Genomic DNA, 12,727 nt, shown 5'->3' on the forward strand with positions numbered 1-12,727 from the left:
CGTCCACCCGTCTTCCCGGTCCAGGAGGTGCCCATGCGCGTCAGCGTAGACACAGACCGTTGCTGCAGCTCGGGCCAGTGCGTGGCAGCGGTCCCCGAGGTGTTCGACCAGGACGAGGACGAGGGGCTGGTCCTGCTGCTGGACGCCGAGCCGCCGGTGCAACGGCAGGCCTCGGTCCGGCTGGCGGCCGGCATCTGCCCCGGCCGGGCGATCACGATCCACGAGGAATGATCCGGTCCCACCGGTGACCCCACCGGTGGGTTCGACCCGGCTCCACCCTGCAAGGGCTCCAACTGTGAGGGAGATCCACCCGTGACGACTTCCACACCAGCCACCCCGGCCGCACCCGCCACACCCCCGTCCTTCGCGTTTCCGGCGGAGCGCGGCGGGTGCCCGTTCGACCCCGCACCCGTCTACGAGCAGGCCCGGAAGGAGCAGCCGACCTGCCTGGTCTCGCTCTGGGACGGGTCCCGCACCTGGCTGGTCACCAGGCACGAGGACGTCCGCACGGTCCTCGGCGACCGGCGGTTCAGCGCCGACGCGACCAACCCCGGCTTCCCGTTCCTCAGCGCCGGACGCCGGGAGTTGGCCACGCGGAGCCCGAGCTTCATCCGCATGGACGACCCCGAGCACGCCCACCTGCGCCGGATGCTGACCGGCGACTTCATCGTCAAGCGGGTCGAGGCCCTCCGCCCGCGCGTCCAGGAGGTGGTCGACGACTTCCTGGACCGGATGACCACGGACCGGACCTCGGCCGACCTGGTCAGCGAATTCGCCCTGCCGGTGCCCTCGCTGGTGATCTGCCTGCTGCTGGGCGTCCCGTACGAGGACCACGACCTCTTCCAGCGCTGCAGCGCGGTCCTGCTCGACAGCCGTTCCACCGCCGACCAGACCCGCCAGGCCAGTGACGAACTGGTCGGCTACCTGGAGCACCTGGCCGGGGAGAAGGAGCACAGCCCCGACGAGGCGATCATCAGCCGCCTGGTCGCCCGCGGTGAGCTGAGCCGGCAGGAGGTGGCCCGGATGAGCCTGTTGCTGCTGGTGGCGGGCCATGAGACCACCGCCAATATGACGGCGCTCTCCACCCTGGCGCTGCTGCGCAACCCGGACCAGCTGGCCCGGCTGCGCGCGGAGCCGCAGCTGATCAAGGGCGCGGTGGAGGAGTTGCTGCGCTATCTGAGTGTCGTTCAGGCCGGGGTGACCCGGGTCGCCGTCGAGACGGTGGAACTGGGCGGGCACACCATCCGGGCGGGCGAGGGTGTGGTGTGTCTGCTCTCCACCGCCAACCGCGACGAGGGGGTGTTCGGGACTCCCGACGACCTCGACGTCGCCCGCGACGCCAGGCGGCACGTGGCCTTCGGGTTCGGGGTGCACCAGTGCCTGGGCCAGCCGTTGGCCCGGTTGGAGTTGCAGATCGCACTGGAGACCCTGCTGCGACGGCTGCCCGGCCTGCGGCTGGCGGTGCCCTTCGAGGAGATCGAGTTCAGGCCCGACATGGCCGTCTACGGCGTGAAGGCCCTCCCCGTCACCTGGTGAGACGGTCGGCGGCGCGGGTCAGGGCGTGGGCGCCGGTCAGGACGTGGGCGCCGGTGTCGGTGTCGACGATGCGGCGGGCTCCCAGGCGAAGCCGTCCGGGTCGGTGAAGGGCCCGGCGTCGCTGCCGATCACCAGCCGGTGCGATCCGGTCCCGTCCATGGGGACGCCGACGTCCTTGGCCGCGGCGCGCCGTCCGTACAGGGCCAGCTTGACCGGGCTCGACCCGGAGTCGAACTCGACGTACTTGCGGCCGAAGCTCTTCGCCACGGTGAGGCCGCGGTCCAGGTAGAACCGCTTGGTCGCGGCCACGTCCGAGGCTCCGAGCAGCAGCACCACTTGGTCGATCTCCTTGGCGGCCGGGCCGGTGTCCTTCTTCGCGGACGTGGCGACCTTCCAGATCGTCCCGTCCGGGGCCTGGACCACGCCGCCGTAGCCCCAGAAGGACTTGGCAGCGGGCTTCAGCGGCGTGGCGCCGGCGTCGAGGGCGGCGTCGATGAAGCTGTTGACATTGGCCGGCTGGGACACCGTGAGCGACAGGGTGAAGCCGCGGAAGCCGGTCGTCGGCGCCTCCGAGGCCCGCAGGCGCACCCGGGAGCCCAGGCCGAAGGCGGTGTAGAAGCGGTCGGCGGCCGTGGGGTCGGCCACCTCGAGGGTGAGGGTTTGAATGGATGTCATGACGATCACGCTAGTTGCGGCACGGGCGCCGACGCTTCTCGAATCCTGACCGGTCTGGTCACCTGCTTGGCCACGCACGAGGGCATCCCCTCGGCAGCACCCGACGCCGCGGTGGCCGCGGCCGCCTGGCGCTGGTAGGCGCTGGGCGGCAGGCCGACCAGTTCGGTGAAACGGGTACTGAACGTGCCCAGCGAGGAGCAGCCGACCGCGAAGCAGACCTCGGTGACACTAAGCTCGCCGCAACGCAGCAGCGCCATCGCGCGCTCGATCCGACGCGTCATCAAATAGGAGTACGGCGACTCCCCGTAGGCGAGCCGGAACTGCCGGCTGAGGTGCCCGGCCGACATGTGCGCGCCGCTGGCGAGCGCCTCGACGTTCAACGGCTGCGCGTACTCCCGGTCGATCCGGTCACGGACCCGGCGCAGCCGCGCGAGGTCCTTCCGACGCTGCGCCTCGGCCAGCGCACGCCCCCATTCGGGATGACACATGCGAGAACTCCTTCTCTCTCCGACTGTGATTCCGACTCCGACTCAGCGAAGTTCCTGGATCCGTACCAGGTTGCCCGCAGGATCGCGGAAGGCGCAGTCGCGGATGCCGTACGGCTGCTCGGTCGGCTCCTGGACCACCTCGGCGTCCCCCGCCTGCAGCTTCTCGAAGGTGCCGTCGAGGTCCCGGGTGGCCAGCAGGATCCAGCCATAGGTGCCCTTGGCCATCATGTCCAGGATGGTCCGGCGCTCGTCCTCGGTGACGCCCGGGTCGACGGCCGGCGGCGCCAGCAGGATGGAAGTGCCGGGCTGACCGACGGGACCGACCGTGATCCAGCGCATCATCCCGTGCCCGACGTCACTGCGGACCTCGAAACCGAGGATGTCGCGGTAGAAGGCCACCGCGGCGTCCGGATCGTCGTGCGGCAGGGCGCTGGTATGAATCGTGAGGTCCATGGCCGTCACGCTAACCGCGCCTCGGCCACCGCCGCTTCTCCGTTCCTGACCGACGGCACCAGGGCCAGCCGTCAGCCGGGGCTAACGGGGGTTCCTGCGTGGGACGGCGAAGGCGACAAGGGTGCCTGCGCAAGTGGCCGCGGCGCACAGGATCAGCGCCCCGATGTAGCCCGAGGCGGCCGGGGCAGTGCTGCCGGCCTGCGCGGAGCCCACGATGATCGCGGCGGCCAGTTGGCCGCCGACCGCGCCCCCGGCATTGCGCACGACGGTGTTCACGGCCGTGGCCGATCCGGTGCGGGCGGCGGGTACCGCGGAGACGACCTGGTTGGGCAGGGCCACCAGGCACAGCCAGAACCCGATTCCGAGCACCGTGGTAGCCGCGTAGATCTGCCAGGGGGCTGCGTGCCAGACGGCGAGGCTGCTGAAGCCCGCCGCGCAGCTCAACTGACCGGCGATCAACTGTGCCCGCAGGCTAAACCTGCGGTGCAGCAGGCCGGACGCCGGGCCGAGGAGCAACTGCACCGCGGCGGTCGGAAGCATGAACAGGCCCGCCCCGGTCACCGACGCGCCGAAGCCGTAGCCGAGCCGCACTGGCGACTGGACGAATTCTGGGATGATCAGGAACGAGGCGTACATGCCCATGCCGATCAGCATGGCTGCCGCGTTCGCCGTCCACACCCCGCGCAGCCGCATCAGGCCCATGTCCACCAGGGGGTTGCTGCTGCGGGCCTCCGCGCGGCCCCATCCCAGCAGGGCCGCCGCGCCGAGCAGCAGCAGGCCCAACGTCCTGATGTCCGCCCAGTGCCAGGTGGCCGACTCGCTCACGGCGACCAGTACCGCCGACAGGCCGAGCGCCATCATCAGGCTGGAGCCCCACGGAATCCCCGCCCCGGCCTCGGCGGGACCGTCGGCCGGAATGTAACGGGCGGCCAGCACCAGGGTCGCGAGGATGACAACGAGCGGCAGCCAGAACAGCCACTGGTAGGAGAGCCGGGCCATGATCGGGCCCGGCAGCACCAGGCCGAGGCCGCCACCGATGCCGAGCAGTGACGAGATCAGGCCGATGCCCGCCGGGACACGTTCCCGCGGCAGACGGTCCCTGATGATCGCGAACGCCAGCGGGTAGATACCGCCCGCGGTGCCCTGGACCACCCGCCCGGCGACGAGCTCGCCCAGACTGCCCGCGGTCGCGCAGACCAGGGTGCCGACCGCGAAGGTGGCCAGGCTGGCCAGCATCATCCGCCGCTTGCCCACCATCTCGCCGAGACGGCCGATGACCGGGGTGAGGATGCAGGCGCTCAGCAGGTACGCGGTGGAGATCCAGGCAGCACCGTCCGCGTTGGTGCCGAGGCTGGTCTGGATGCGCGGCAGGGCGGGGATGACCAGCGCCTGCATCAGCGCGAAGACGGTCCCGGCGAGCCCGAGCACAAGCAGCAGCGCGCGGGCGCGCACCGGCGGGACGTCGACCGGAGCACGGGGCACCGGACTGATCAGGAGGGTTTCAGCAGAGTCCACGAGAGACCTCCGACGAGGTTGGGTTCGGGCGTTTCGTGGACCACCGTCAGGTCTCCCGTGGGGGACGAGTCAACCCGCGCCTCGGTGCCGGTACCGCACCGCCGCGGCTTGACTCGTCCCCCACGGGAAACCTGAGGATTCGCCTATGCAGCAGTTGACCATCGGGGCGTTCGCACGCCTCACCCACCTGAGTGTCAAAACGCTTCGCTACTACCACGAAGTGGGCCTGCTCGAGCCTGCCATGATCGATCCGGACAGTGGCTACCGCTACTACCGGCCGGGCCAGGCGCACTCCGCGCACCTGGTCAGACGGTTTCGGGAGCTCGGCCTGCCGGTGGCCGACGTGAAGGCCGTCCTCGCCGCTCCCGACCAGTCCGCCCGCGACGCGCTCCTGGCCGGCCATCTGGACCGGATGCGCCGACAACTGCGGCAGACCGAGGCCGCGGTCGATTCACTGCACCGGATGCTCGAGGGCGGCCCGGCGGTCACCGCCATCGAGGAGCGTGGACTCGAAAGCGGGCCCACGGTCTCGGCCTCCGCCCACCTGTCGCGGCAGGACCTCGCCTCCTGGTGGGGGGACACCGTCGCGGGCCTACGAGCGATCGCCGCCGAGGCCGGGCTCGAACCCACCGGGCCTGTGGGCGGACTCTACGACGACGAGCTGTTCACGCAGGACGCCGGGCACGCGCGCATCTACCTGCCCGTCAAGGACTCCCCTGCGCTGGACCGTACGGGTGCGCGCTGGGAACTCCCGGCCGGCCGGTTCGCCGTCGCGCTCCACACCGGCGCGCACACCGACTACGACCGCACCTACGCGGCGCTCGGCATGTATGCCGCCGGGCAGGGCCGTGACGGCACAGGTCCGGTGCGCGAGCGGTACCTCGTCGGCCCGCTGGACACCCCGGACGTCACCCGGTGGCAGACCGAGATCTGCTGGCCGCTGGCCCCGGCGGCCGGTCGGCCGTGATCGATCGACGCATGACGACGTCGGCGCCGGGCGGGGGGCTCGGCGCCGACGTTTGGTGCGATCGGGGCTCAGACGACGATGCGGTCGAGGTTGGGGGCACCGGCCGAGGGGTTGGAGAATTCTATGGTGTTGCCGCTGCCGGCCTTGAGTTGGACGGTGATGGTCTTAGTGACGACGGTGTTGTAGTCCGGCGTCTCGGGGAAGCTGACGGTCTGGTTGACGCCGTTGGCGGTGACGGTGGCGGTGCGGGCCTGGCCGACGCTCATGAAGTAGATGGTCAGGGTGTAGCTGCCGGCCGCCGGTTCGGAGACTCCGGTGAAGGTGGCGGTGCCGCCGTTGCCCAGGTAGCTGAGCTTCTTGCCGCCGCTGCAGTGGGCGCAGCTGGTGATCGTGGTGCCGCCGGCCAGCGTGGCCGCCTCAGCCTCGTAGGAGACATTGCCGCCGGTCGGCGGGGTGGTCGTGGGCGGCGCGGTGGTGGGCGGAGCCGTGGTCGGCGGGGTGGTCGTCGGCGGGGTGGTGGTGCCGCCGGTGATCTTGTTGAAGGTCCGGGAGTAGGCGTAGCCAGTGCCCTTGTCGTAGCCGTCGACCTCCCAGAAGGACAGCTCCTGAACGCCGTTGGTGGCGGCGAAGCTCTCCAGCGAGGTGGCGTTGGCCTGGGTGAAGTTCTCGTTGTCGTCGTTCTTGCCGGCGATCGGGGTCAGGCCCAACCGGGCGTAGGCCGCCGAGGTGGAGATGCCGTACAGGCTGGCGAGCTGCGCCGCGGTGCCCTTGGCGGCCGAGATCGCGTCGTTGTAGGCGTTCTGGCCGTTGCCGAAGTCCATGGTCATGATGTTGACCAGGTTGACGTTGACGCCCTTGCTCTTGGCGTCCTTGAGCACGTTCAGCGTGTCGGACTCCAGGCCGGACGGGTCCACCGCCAGGGTGTAGTCGACCTGGACCGACGGGTTCTGCGCCTGCAGCGCGGCCAGGGCCTGGTTGCGGCGGGTGTTGGCGGCGGTGTCGCCGAGGGTGTCGCCCTCGATGTCGAAGTCCAGCCGGGTGATGCCGTAGGTGTTGACGATGCTGGCGTAGGCGGCGGTCAGGGAGGTCACCGAGGTGCAGGTCTGGGCCAGTTCCCCGCCCGCCTCGCCACCGGAGGAGATGATGACATTGCCGCCGGCCGACTTCAGCGAGTTCACCTGCGAGGTGAAGGCGTTCAGCGCGCCGTCGCCGTCCTCCCACTTGGGGGTGCAGCCGGACTTGGGGATCAGGAAGGCCAGCGTGTAGTACTTCAGCCCGGTGGCGCTCATATCGGCCGCCATGTCGCCCGCGGTGCCGCTGGAGAGCTCCAGGTAGGGCGCGGCGTAGTGGGCCGGGAACGCGCTGGTGGCCTGTGAGCTGGCGCTGGCACTGGCGTTGAGGGCCATCGCCATCGCTGCGACGGGCAGCGTGGAGGCGGCAAGGATCTTATAGCGGCGTGACCATGTCACAGGATTCCTCCTGGTGAGGTCGAGAGTGGGGGTGCTCCCGAGGCGAAAAGCGGCGCGCTGAAGTGGGGTCGCTGCGTTCGACGTCTCGGCAGGGAGTGAGAGTTCGCGCTGCGGGTCGAGGCGTTCATCTACCTTTCGCGGCAGAGTTAACTAGCGTGCGCAGGGGTCGTCAAGAGTTCTCGTAAGGAAACTTTCCTAACTATGCAGGAAGGACCGTGCCCGGTCGGCGGGATGCCGACCGGGCACGGTCCAGATGCTGGTGCCGGTCCTGATGCTGCGTCAGGCCTGTTCGGTCAGGGCAGCAGGTACTGGTCGTTGAGGGCCGCGCCCTTGTCGGGCTGGGTCTCGTCGTATCCACGGGCGTTGCACTGCAGACCGCCGTTGATGCAGTGGGAGACCATCGCCTGCAGGGTGGCCGGGTCCCAGCCGTTCATGAAGTCGTAGTGGAAGGAGAAGCCCCGCCCACTGGAGAGGTGGACCTGGGACATGTCGCCGCTGACCGGGAAGGCCATCTTGAACTCGATCATCGGCAGCGCCACCGGGTGGTCGGCGGGGCAGACCCCGTTGACCGGGTAGGCCATGTGGCTCTTGTGGTCGGGCGTGTCCAGGTACAGGCCGTTCCAGCAACTCGGCGCCTGGAAGCGGATGTTCAGCTCGGTTCCGGCCGGGCAGGTGGTCGGGAAGTCGATATTGAACGAGGAGTTGCCGCACTCCCAGCCCTCGACGAAGCCGGGGTGGCCCTTGAAGTCCGCGGCGTTGGAGGCCGGGTCGCCCACCACGAAACGCAGGCCCGGCGGGAAGGGGCGGACCGCCTTGTAGTCGTTGATGCCGGTCTTGTAGTAGATCACCTGCGGGCCGATCGGATCCATCGCCTTGTCGCCGTTGTACAGCGTGGGCATCCAGTAGCCCGACTTGTCACCGGGCGCCTTGCAGGCGGTGCCGCCGGTCAGCAGCTGGCTCGGGGTGGTTCCGGCGTTGGTGATGGTGCTGCCCATGAAGGTGTGCATGTGCGAGGCGCCGGGCTTGCCGGCGAAGACGATCGGGTCGTCCGGCAGGTCGTGGGTGACCGAGCAGTTCGCCTGGAACTCGTGGAAGTACGCGTGCGCGGGGGTGCCGGTGGCCGGAACCGCATTCGTGACCTGGGGGTTGGCCAGAATGTAGCCGGGGCCGCCCGGTGCGACCGCACCCGCGATCGAGCCGAAGACCTGGAACTCCCAGAGCGAGACGCCGTTCTGGCCGCTGCGGGCGGTGGCGTAGAGCCGGATGAACCGGCCGCCGGCGGTCAGGTCGAGGTTCTGGTTGCCGCCCTTGCCTGTGTTCGTCGAGTAGACCGTGGTCCAGGTGTTCGCGTCGGGCGAGACCTGGATCTGATAGGCCGTCGCATAGGCGTTCTCCCAGTGCAGCGCCACCCGATGGATCGTGGCCGTGTTGCCGAAGTCGACCTGGAGCCACTGCGGGTCGCTGAACTGGCTGGACCAGCGCGTGCTGTCGTTGCCGTCGGTCGCCCCGCGGGCCGCGAAGCCGCCGCTCTCGATGGACGAGGCCACCGTGGGACGGCCCTGCGAGATCAGGGTGTCGTCGCCCGCGGGCGCGGTGGTGGCCACGCCGGAAGGCATCGCGGAAGCGGGCGGCGCCGACGTGGCGGCGCCGCTCCCCGACGTACCGTAGACCTGGAACTCGTAGAGGGAGAAGCCGTACTGGCTACTGCGGGCGGTGCCGTACATCCGCACGTAGCGGCCGGTGCCGCTGACGGCCAGGGTCTGGTTGCCGCCCTTGCCGGTGGTCGTCGAGTAGACCGAGGTCCAGGTCTTGGCGTCGGGCGAGACCTGGATCTGGAAGGCGGTCCCGTAGGCGGCCTCCCAGCGCAGGACGACCTGGTTGACGGTGGAGGACGCGCCCAGGTCGACCTGGATCCACTGCGGGTCGCTGAAGGCACTGGACCAGCGGGTGCTGTTGTCGCCGTCGACGGCCGCCGAGGCGGGCCACTGGCCGCCCTCGACGGAGGACGCGGTGGCCGGCTTGCCCTGCGAGATGAGTCCGTCGGCAGCGGAGGCGGGTCGGTTGACGACCTGGAACAGCGCGAAGACAACAGCCAGCGCGGCCAGCACGGCCACGCCCGACAGGCCGAGCCATCGGCGTCGGGCATGTCGCCGCCCGCTGCGGTTCGGGGATCCCATGGATACTCCTCGATGAATAGGGACGTCGGAATTGCCCCTCCGCCGGCAATGGCGGGCACAGAAGGGGGCGGCAATGCCGGTGGTTCCGCACGGTCCCGCGGAACCTGCTGCCGGCTGGAAGAAACCACGCGGCGCGAGAAAGAAGACGATTACCGATCGGCGCCGGTAAACTCCGGAGCCGACTGCGCCTGTGACAACGTTGTGATTATTACCGTCCCGTGACGGCGGAAGCAAGCCCCGCAGGAGGAGCCAATTCCGCTTCGCCGGTCGCGGAGAAATCTTCGAAAAAAGTGTTATCCAGCAGGCCCTCGCCCGTCCGCATGGCTGCTGAGCTGGCCTTGCGGAGGTTTTGTGAGCAAGACATGGGGACCCGGTCAACATGATCTGCAATTGAGGGGAAGGGCGAATAAAAAGCGTCGGAGATTTCGTGGAATGCCTTCCTCGGACCGTCACCGACGTGCAAGGCTGTGCCGCGTCCGGAGGACCAATTCCCGGATCCAACCCCGTATGTCGATTCCACGACTGACCCGACCACTGGGGCGTCCATGCGCCGCGTCCGACAGTTCCGTGCCGCTCTGGGAACCCTTGTGCTCCTCGGGCTCGCCCTCGGGGCCGTCGCCGTGGCCGCCTCCTGGTGGCGGGCCGGCGGCTCCTCCCTGGACGGCGGCGACGCGGTGGACGCGGCAGCCCGGCTGGCCGGACTGCTCGCGGGCTACACCGGCGTGGTGATGCTCGCGCTGATGGCCAGGGCCCCGCTGGTGGAGCGCACCGTCGGGTCGACCCGGCTCGCCCGCACCCATGCGCTGGGCGGCAGGCTCGTGGTGCTGCTGATGTCGGTCCACGCGCTCCTGGCGACCGCGCACTGGGCGGAGGGAGCGTCGGCCGCCCAGTGGCGGGGGCTCGCGGCGTCCCTGGTCCGGCATGTGCTGCTGCTGGAGGCGGTGATCGCGTTCCTGCTGCTGCTCGGGGCGGCCGTCGCCTCGATCCGCAGTGCCCGCCGCCGGCTCGGCTACACCGCCTGGCACGCCGTGCACACCACCACCTATGCCGCCACCGCCCTCGGACTCGGCCACCAGCTCGTCGGGCCCGACCTGGCCGGCCGACCATTCGCCAGGGCCGCCTGGTGCGCGCTGTACGCCGTCACGGCGCTGCTGCTGGTCCGCTACCGGCTGGTCGAACCGCTGCGGGCGGCACGGCGGCACCGGCTGCGGGTGGCCGGGGTCGTCCCCGAGGGCCCCGGTGTGGTCTCGGTTCTGATCACCGGTCAGCACCTGGCCGAACTGCGCTCCGAGGCCGGTCAGTTCTTCCGCTGGCGGTTCCTGGCGGCGGGGCTCTGGTGGACCGCCAACCCCTACTCGCTGTCGGCGCCGCCGCGCGGCGACAGCCTGCGGATCACGGTCAAGGCCCTCGGCCCGCACAGCCGCGCGCTCGCCCGGCTGCGACCCGGCACCCGGGTCTGGGCCCGAGGGCCCTACGGCGGGCTCACCGGCCGGTCCGGCCCACCAGCGCGCAAGGTGCTGCTGCTCGGCGGAGGTATCGGCATCGCACCGCTCCGGGCCCTCTTCGAGACCCTGCCCGGCGAGGTGACCCTGATCTACCGGGCCCGCCGGGCCGAGGACCTGGTGCTCCGCAGCGAACTGGACGCCATCGCCGCGACCAGGGCGGCCCGGGTGATCTACGCGATCGACGGCTCCGGTGCGGACTCCCTGCCGCTGACCGGGCGGGCGCTGCGGGCGGCGGTCCCCGACATCGCCGACCACGTCGTCTACCTGGCCGGCCCTCCGGGCATGACCGCGGCGGCCGAGCGCTCGCTGCGGCGGGCCGGGGTGCCCCGACGCCATGTGTACTGCGAGGCGCTGGAGATATGACAGGGGTTCAGGAAGCCTCAGGCGCCCGTTCCGGGCAGGAGCCGCAGCGCGGACATCCAGACCGTGAAGGGGTTGATGCGCTCCGGGTAGAGCCGCACCAGCTGGGTGAGGAACTCCTCGCGGCCGGGCTGCGCGGCGAGCAACTCCTCGGCGGTGTCCAGGTATTCGCGGGTCGCGGCGATGTCGGAGGGCCGGTTCCCGCGCGACGGGTCCTGGTGTCCTGCGACCACGTCGGCCGGGTCGAGCGACTGCACCACCTCCAGTGCCTTCCGCCATGCCTCCAGCCCGCCGTCGGCGGACTCGCCGAGGTACTGGTGCACATTGTTGTAGACCACGTCACCCGCGACGACGAGTCCGATCGAGGGCACGTGCAGCACCGTCGAGGCGTCGATGTCGCTGTGTCCGACCTCGACCGGGAGCAGCGCGTGGCCGTCGATCCGGAACCCGTCGTCGGCCACCGGCTCCACCTCGAAGCGTGCGTCCGCGAGTTGACCGGGGAAGGCCGCGGGCCAGATGCCCGTGGCCACGCCGTCCGGCGCGGTCGCCCTGATCATGTCGACGGTCGCCCGGGTGGCGCGGACGGTGACCCCGGGGAACCGCTCGAGCAGCGGTGCGGTGCCGAGCCAGTGGTCGGCATGGCCGTGGGTGAGGTAGATCGTGGACAGCCGCTTGCCCGAGGCTCCGATCCTGTCCTCGATCCAGTCGCCCAGTTGCGCGGACTGGGCCAGGGTGATGGGCGGGTCGACCAGGACGGCCTCGGTGGGGCCGTGGATCAATGTGTGGGCCAGCGGCGACCAGTGGGCCTGCGCGCCGCCCGGAAGGCTCAGCGCGGACGGCGACAGCGCGGTCATGGCCGAGACGTGGACGTCATAACGGAGGGTGCTCATACCGGTGGCTTCCTTCGAGCTTTCGGACATACTCACCATGGATGTGACTGTGTCAATGAGTGGCGCGCCCGGCCGTCCTCAGCCGGCGGACTCCGCGAGCAGTTCACGGGCGAGGGCGGGAGTGAGGAAGTAGTCGGCGTACGGCGTGCCGGCGAAGTGCTCCCCCATCAGCCGCGACCAGGTCACCACTGCCCGCAGCGGCCGATGGCTGATCACGATGCCGCGCGTCAGGCCCTCCTCGTCCAGGCGGACCACCACCACGCTGCCGATGGGCCCGGCGGCCATCCGGGAGAGGTAGTCCTCGGCGAAGCCATTGGGGCCGTGCTCGCCCACGTAGACGAACTCCTGGTAGTCGTAGAGCGTCCGCGCGTAGCCCAGCACCGTCCGCACCGCCTGGGCACCGCGGATGACCCCGTCCATCACGGACGCCTCCATGGTGACGTCGTCCGCGAGGTTGTCGAGCCAGGCCGGGTAGTAGTCCGTGCGCTGCCGCGCCGGATCGCCGCCGTCCAGATAGGTACCCATGGTCTTCCCTTCTCCGTGAGATGCAACGACATAATCATAAGCACAGTGCCTATGTCCATGCCACCCGAAGGGCGGAGCCCGCGCCCGCCGCTCCGCCCGCACCGGCAGTCGGTTGTCCACACTTACGAGAGAGCGCTCTCCAATGTCAGGCGGCCGGACCTGCGCAA

12 protein-coding genes and 1 pseudogene are annotated in these 12,727 nt (G+C 70.2%); 4 read left to right on the forward strand and 9 right to left on the reverse strand.

The genetic code is table 11. The annotated features are described in order from the left end of the window. Window positions 1-33 precede the first annotated feature (33 nt). Complete coding sequence (locus ACEZDG_RS06445; protein WP_380503635.1) at window positions 34-231, forward strand: ferredoxin; 198 nt, start codon at window positions 34-36, stop codon at window positions 229-231. Window positions 232-312: 81 nt separating this feature from the next. Continuing rightward, window positions 313-1,536 (forward strand): cytochrome P450, encoded by a 1,224-nt coding sequence (locus tag ACEZDG_RS06450; protein WP_380503638.1) that lies wholly within the window; start codon window positions 313-315, stop codon window positions 1,534-1,536. A gap of 36 nt (window positions 1,537-1,572) precedes the next feature. Here ACEZDG_RS06450 and ACEZDG_RS06455 read toward each other — a convergent pair whose 3' ends face one another. The 4 genes from ACEZDG_RS06455 to ACEZDG_RS06470 form a co-directional block, all read right to left on the reverse strand. Further along, the gene (locus tag ACEZDG_RS06455; RefSeq protein ID WP_380503641.1) at window positions 1,573-2,211 is read right to left on the reverse strand and encodes a glyoxalase; all 639 of its coding nucleotides are present in this window, start codon (window positions 2,209-2,211) and stop codon (window positions 1,573-1,575) included. Between the two features lie 5 nt (window positions 2,212-2,216). After that, window positions 2,217-2,699: a helix-turn-helix transcriptional regulator gene (locus tag ACEZDG_RS06460; RefSeq protein WP_380503644.1), complete on the reverse strand. Its 483-nt coding sequence runs from the start codon at window positions 2,697-2,699 to the stop codon at window positions 2,217-2,219. 42 nt (window positions 2,700-2,741) lie between these two features. Further along, complete coding sequence (locus tag ACEZDG_RS06465; protein WP_380503647.1) at window positions 2,742-3,152, reverse strand: VOC family protein; 411 nt, start codon at window positions 3,150-3,152, stop codon at window positions 2,742-2,744. 81 nt (window positions 3,153-3,233) lie between these two features. After that, window positions 3,234-4,667 (reverse strand): MFS transporter, encoded by a 1,434-nt coding sequence (locus tag ACEZDG_RS06470; protein ID WP_380503650.1) that lies wholly within the window; start codon window positions 4,665-4,667, stop codon window positions 3,234-3,236. Window positions 4,668-4,812: 145 nt separating this feature from the next. Here ACEZDG_RS06470 and ACEZDG_RS06475 point away from each other — a divergent pair, with 145 nt between their 5' ends. Beyond that, window positions 4,813-5,634: a MerR family transcriptional regulator gene (locus ACEZDG_RS06475; RefSeq protein ID WP_380503653.1), complete on the forward strand. Its 822-nt coding sequence runs from the start codon at window positions 4,813-4,815 to the stop codon at window positions 5,632-5,634. A 68-nt stretch (window positions 5,635-5,702) separates the two neighbouring features. On the opposite strand, the gene ACEZDG_RS06480 is transcribed toward ACEZDG_RS06475, so the two are convergent. The 3 genes and pseudogenes from ACEZDG_RS06480 to ACEZDG_RS06490 all read right to left on the reverse strand — a co-directional run. Then, window positions 5,703-7,103 (reverse strand): glycosyl hydrolase family 18 protein, encoded by a 1,401-nt coding sequence (locus tag ACEZDG_RS06480; protein WP_380503656.1) that lies wholly within the window; start codon window positions 7,101-7,103, stop codon window positions 5,703-5,705. A 293-nt stretch (window positions 7,104-7,396) separates the two neighbouring features. Further along, window positions 7,397-8,389, reverse strand: coding sequence for a DUF1996 domain-containing protein (locus ACEZDG_RS06485; protein WP_380503869.1), 993 nt, complete (start codon window positions 8,387-8,389; stop codon window positions 7,397-7,399). Beyond that, window positions 8,375-9,661: pseudogene (locus tag ACEZDG_RS06490) on the reverse strand (discoidin domain-containing protein); the annotation flags it as partial. The gene ACEZDG_RS06485 and the pseudogene ACEZDG_RS06490, both read right to left, overlap by 15 nt. Before the next feature lie 206 nt (window positions 9,662-9,867). Here ACEZDG_RS06490 and ACEZDG_RS06495 point away from each other — a divergent pair. Next, window positions 9,868-11,148 carry a ferredoxin reductase family protein gene (locus tag ACEZDG_RS06495; RefSeq protein ID WP_380503659.1) on the forward strand — a complete coding sequence of 427 codons (1,281 nt, stop codon included), beginning with the start codon at window positions 9,868-9,870 and terminating at the stop codon, window positions 11,146-11,148. Between the two features lie 17 nt (window positions 11,149-11,165). On the opposite strand, the gene ACEZDG_RS06500 is transcribed toward ACEZDG_RS06495, so the two are convergent. Together ACEZDG_RS06500 and ACEZDG_RS06505 are read right to left on the reverse strand one after the other, a co-directional pair. Next, window positions 11,166-12,035 (reverse strand): MBL fold metallo-hydrolase, encoded by an 870-nt coding sequence (locus ACEZDG_RS06500; protein WP_380503662.1) that lies wholly within the window; start codon window positions 12,033-12,035, stop codon window positions 11,166-11,168. Window positions 12,036-12,113: 78 nt separating this feature from the next. Beyond that, the gene (locus ACEZDG_RS06505; RefSeq protein WP_380503664.1) at window positions 12,114-12,560 is read right to left on the reverse strand and encodes a hypothetical protein; all 447 of its coding nucleotides are present in this window, start codon (window positions 12,558-12,560) and stop codon (window positions 12,114-12,116) included. Between the last annotated feature and the right edge of the window lie 167 nt (window positions 12,561-12,727).

Origin of the sequence: Streptacidiphilus alkalitolerans (genome assembly GCF_042511045.1) — a bacterium.
GTDB lineage: Bacteria > Actinomycetota > Actinomycetes > Streptomycetales > Streptomycetaceae > Streptacidiphilus > Streptacidiphilus alkalitolerans.

Bases quoted from the DNA above. Each gene is read 5' to 3' on its own strand.
- ACEZDG_RS06500 (WP_380503662.1), bottom strand. From the start codon at position 12,035: ATGAGCACCCTCCGTTATGACGTCCACGTCTCGGCCATGACCGCGCTG.
- ACEZDG_RS06475 (WP_380503653.1), top strand. From the start codon at position 4,813: ATGCAGCAGTTGACCATCGGGGCGTTCGCACGCCTCACCCACCTGAGT.
- ACEZDG_RS06505 (WP_380503664.1), bottom strand. From the start codon at position 12,560: ATGGGTACCTATCTGGACGGCGGCGATCCGGCGCGGCAGCGCACGGAC.
- ACEZDG_RS06460 (WP_380503644.1), bottom strand. From the start codon at position 2,699: ATGTGTCATCCCGAATGGGGGCGTGCGCTGGCCGAGGCGCAGCGTCGG.
- ACEZDG_RS06455 (WP_380503641.1), bottom strand. From the start codon at position 2,211: ATGACATCCATTCAAACCCTCACCCTCGAGGTGGCCGACCCCACGGCC.
- ACEZDG_RS06445 (WP_380503635.1), top strand. From the start codon at position 34: ATGCGCGTCAGCGTAGACACAGACCGTTGCTGCAGCTCGGGCCAGTGC.
- ACEZDG_RS06465 (WP_380503647.1), bottom strand. From the start codon at position 3,152: ATGGACCTCACGATTCATACCAGCGCCCTGCCGCACGACGATCCGGAC.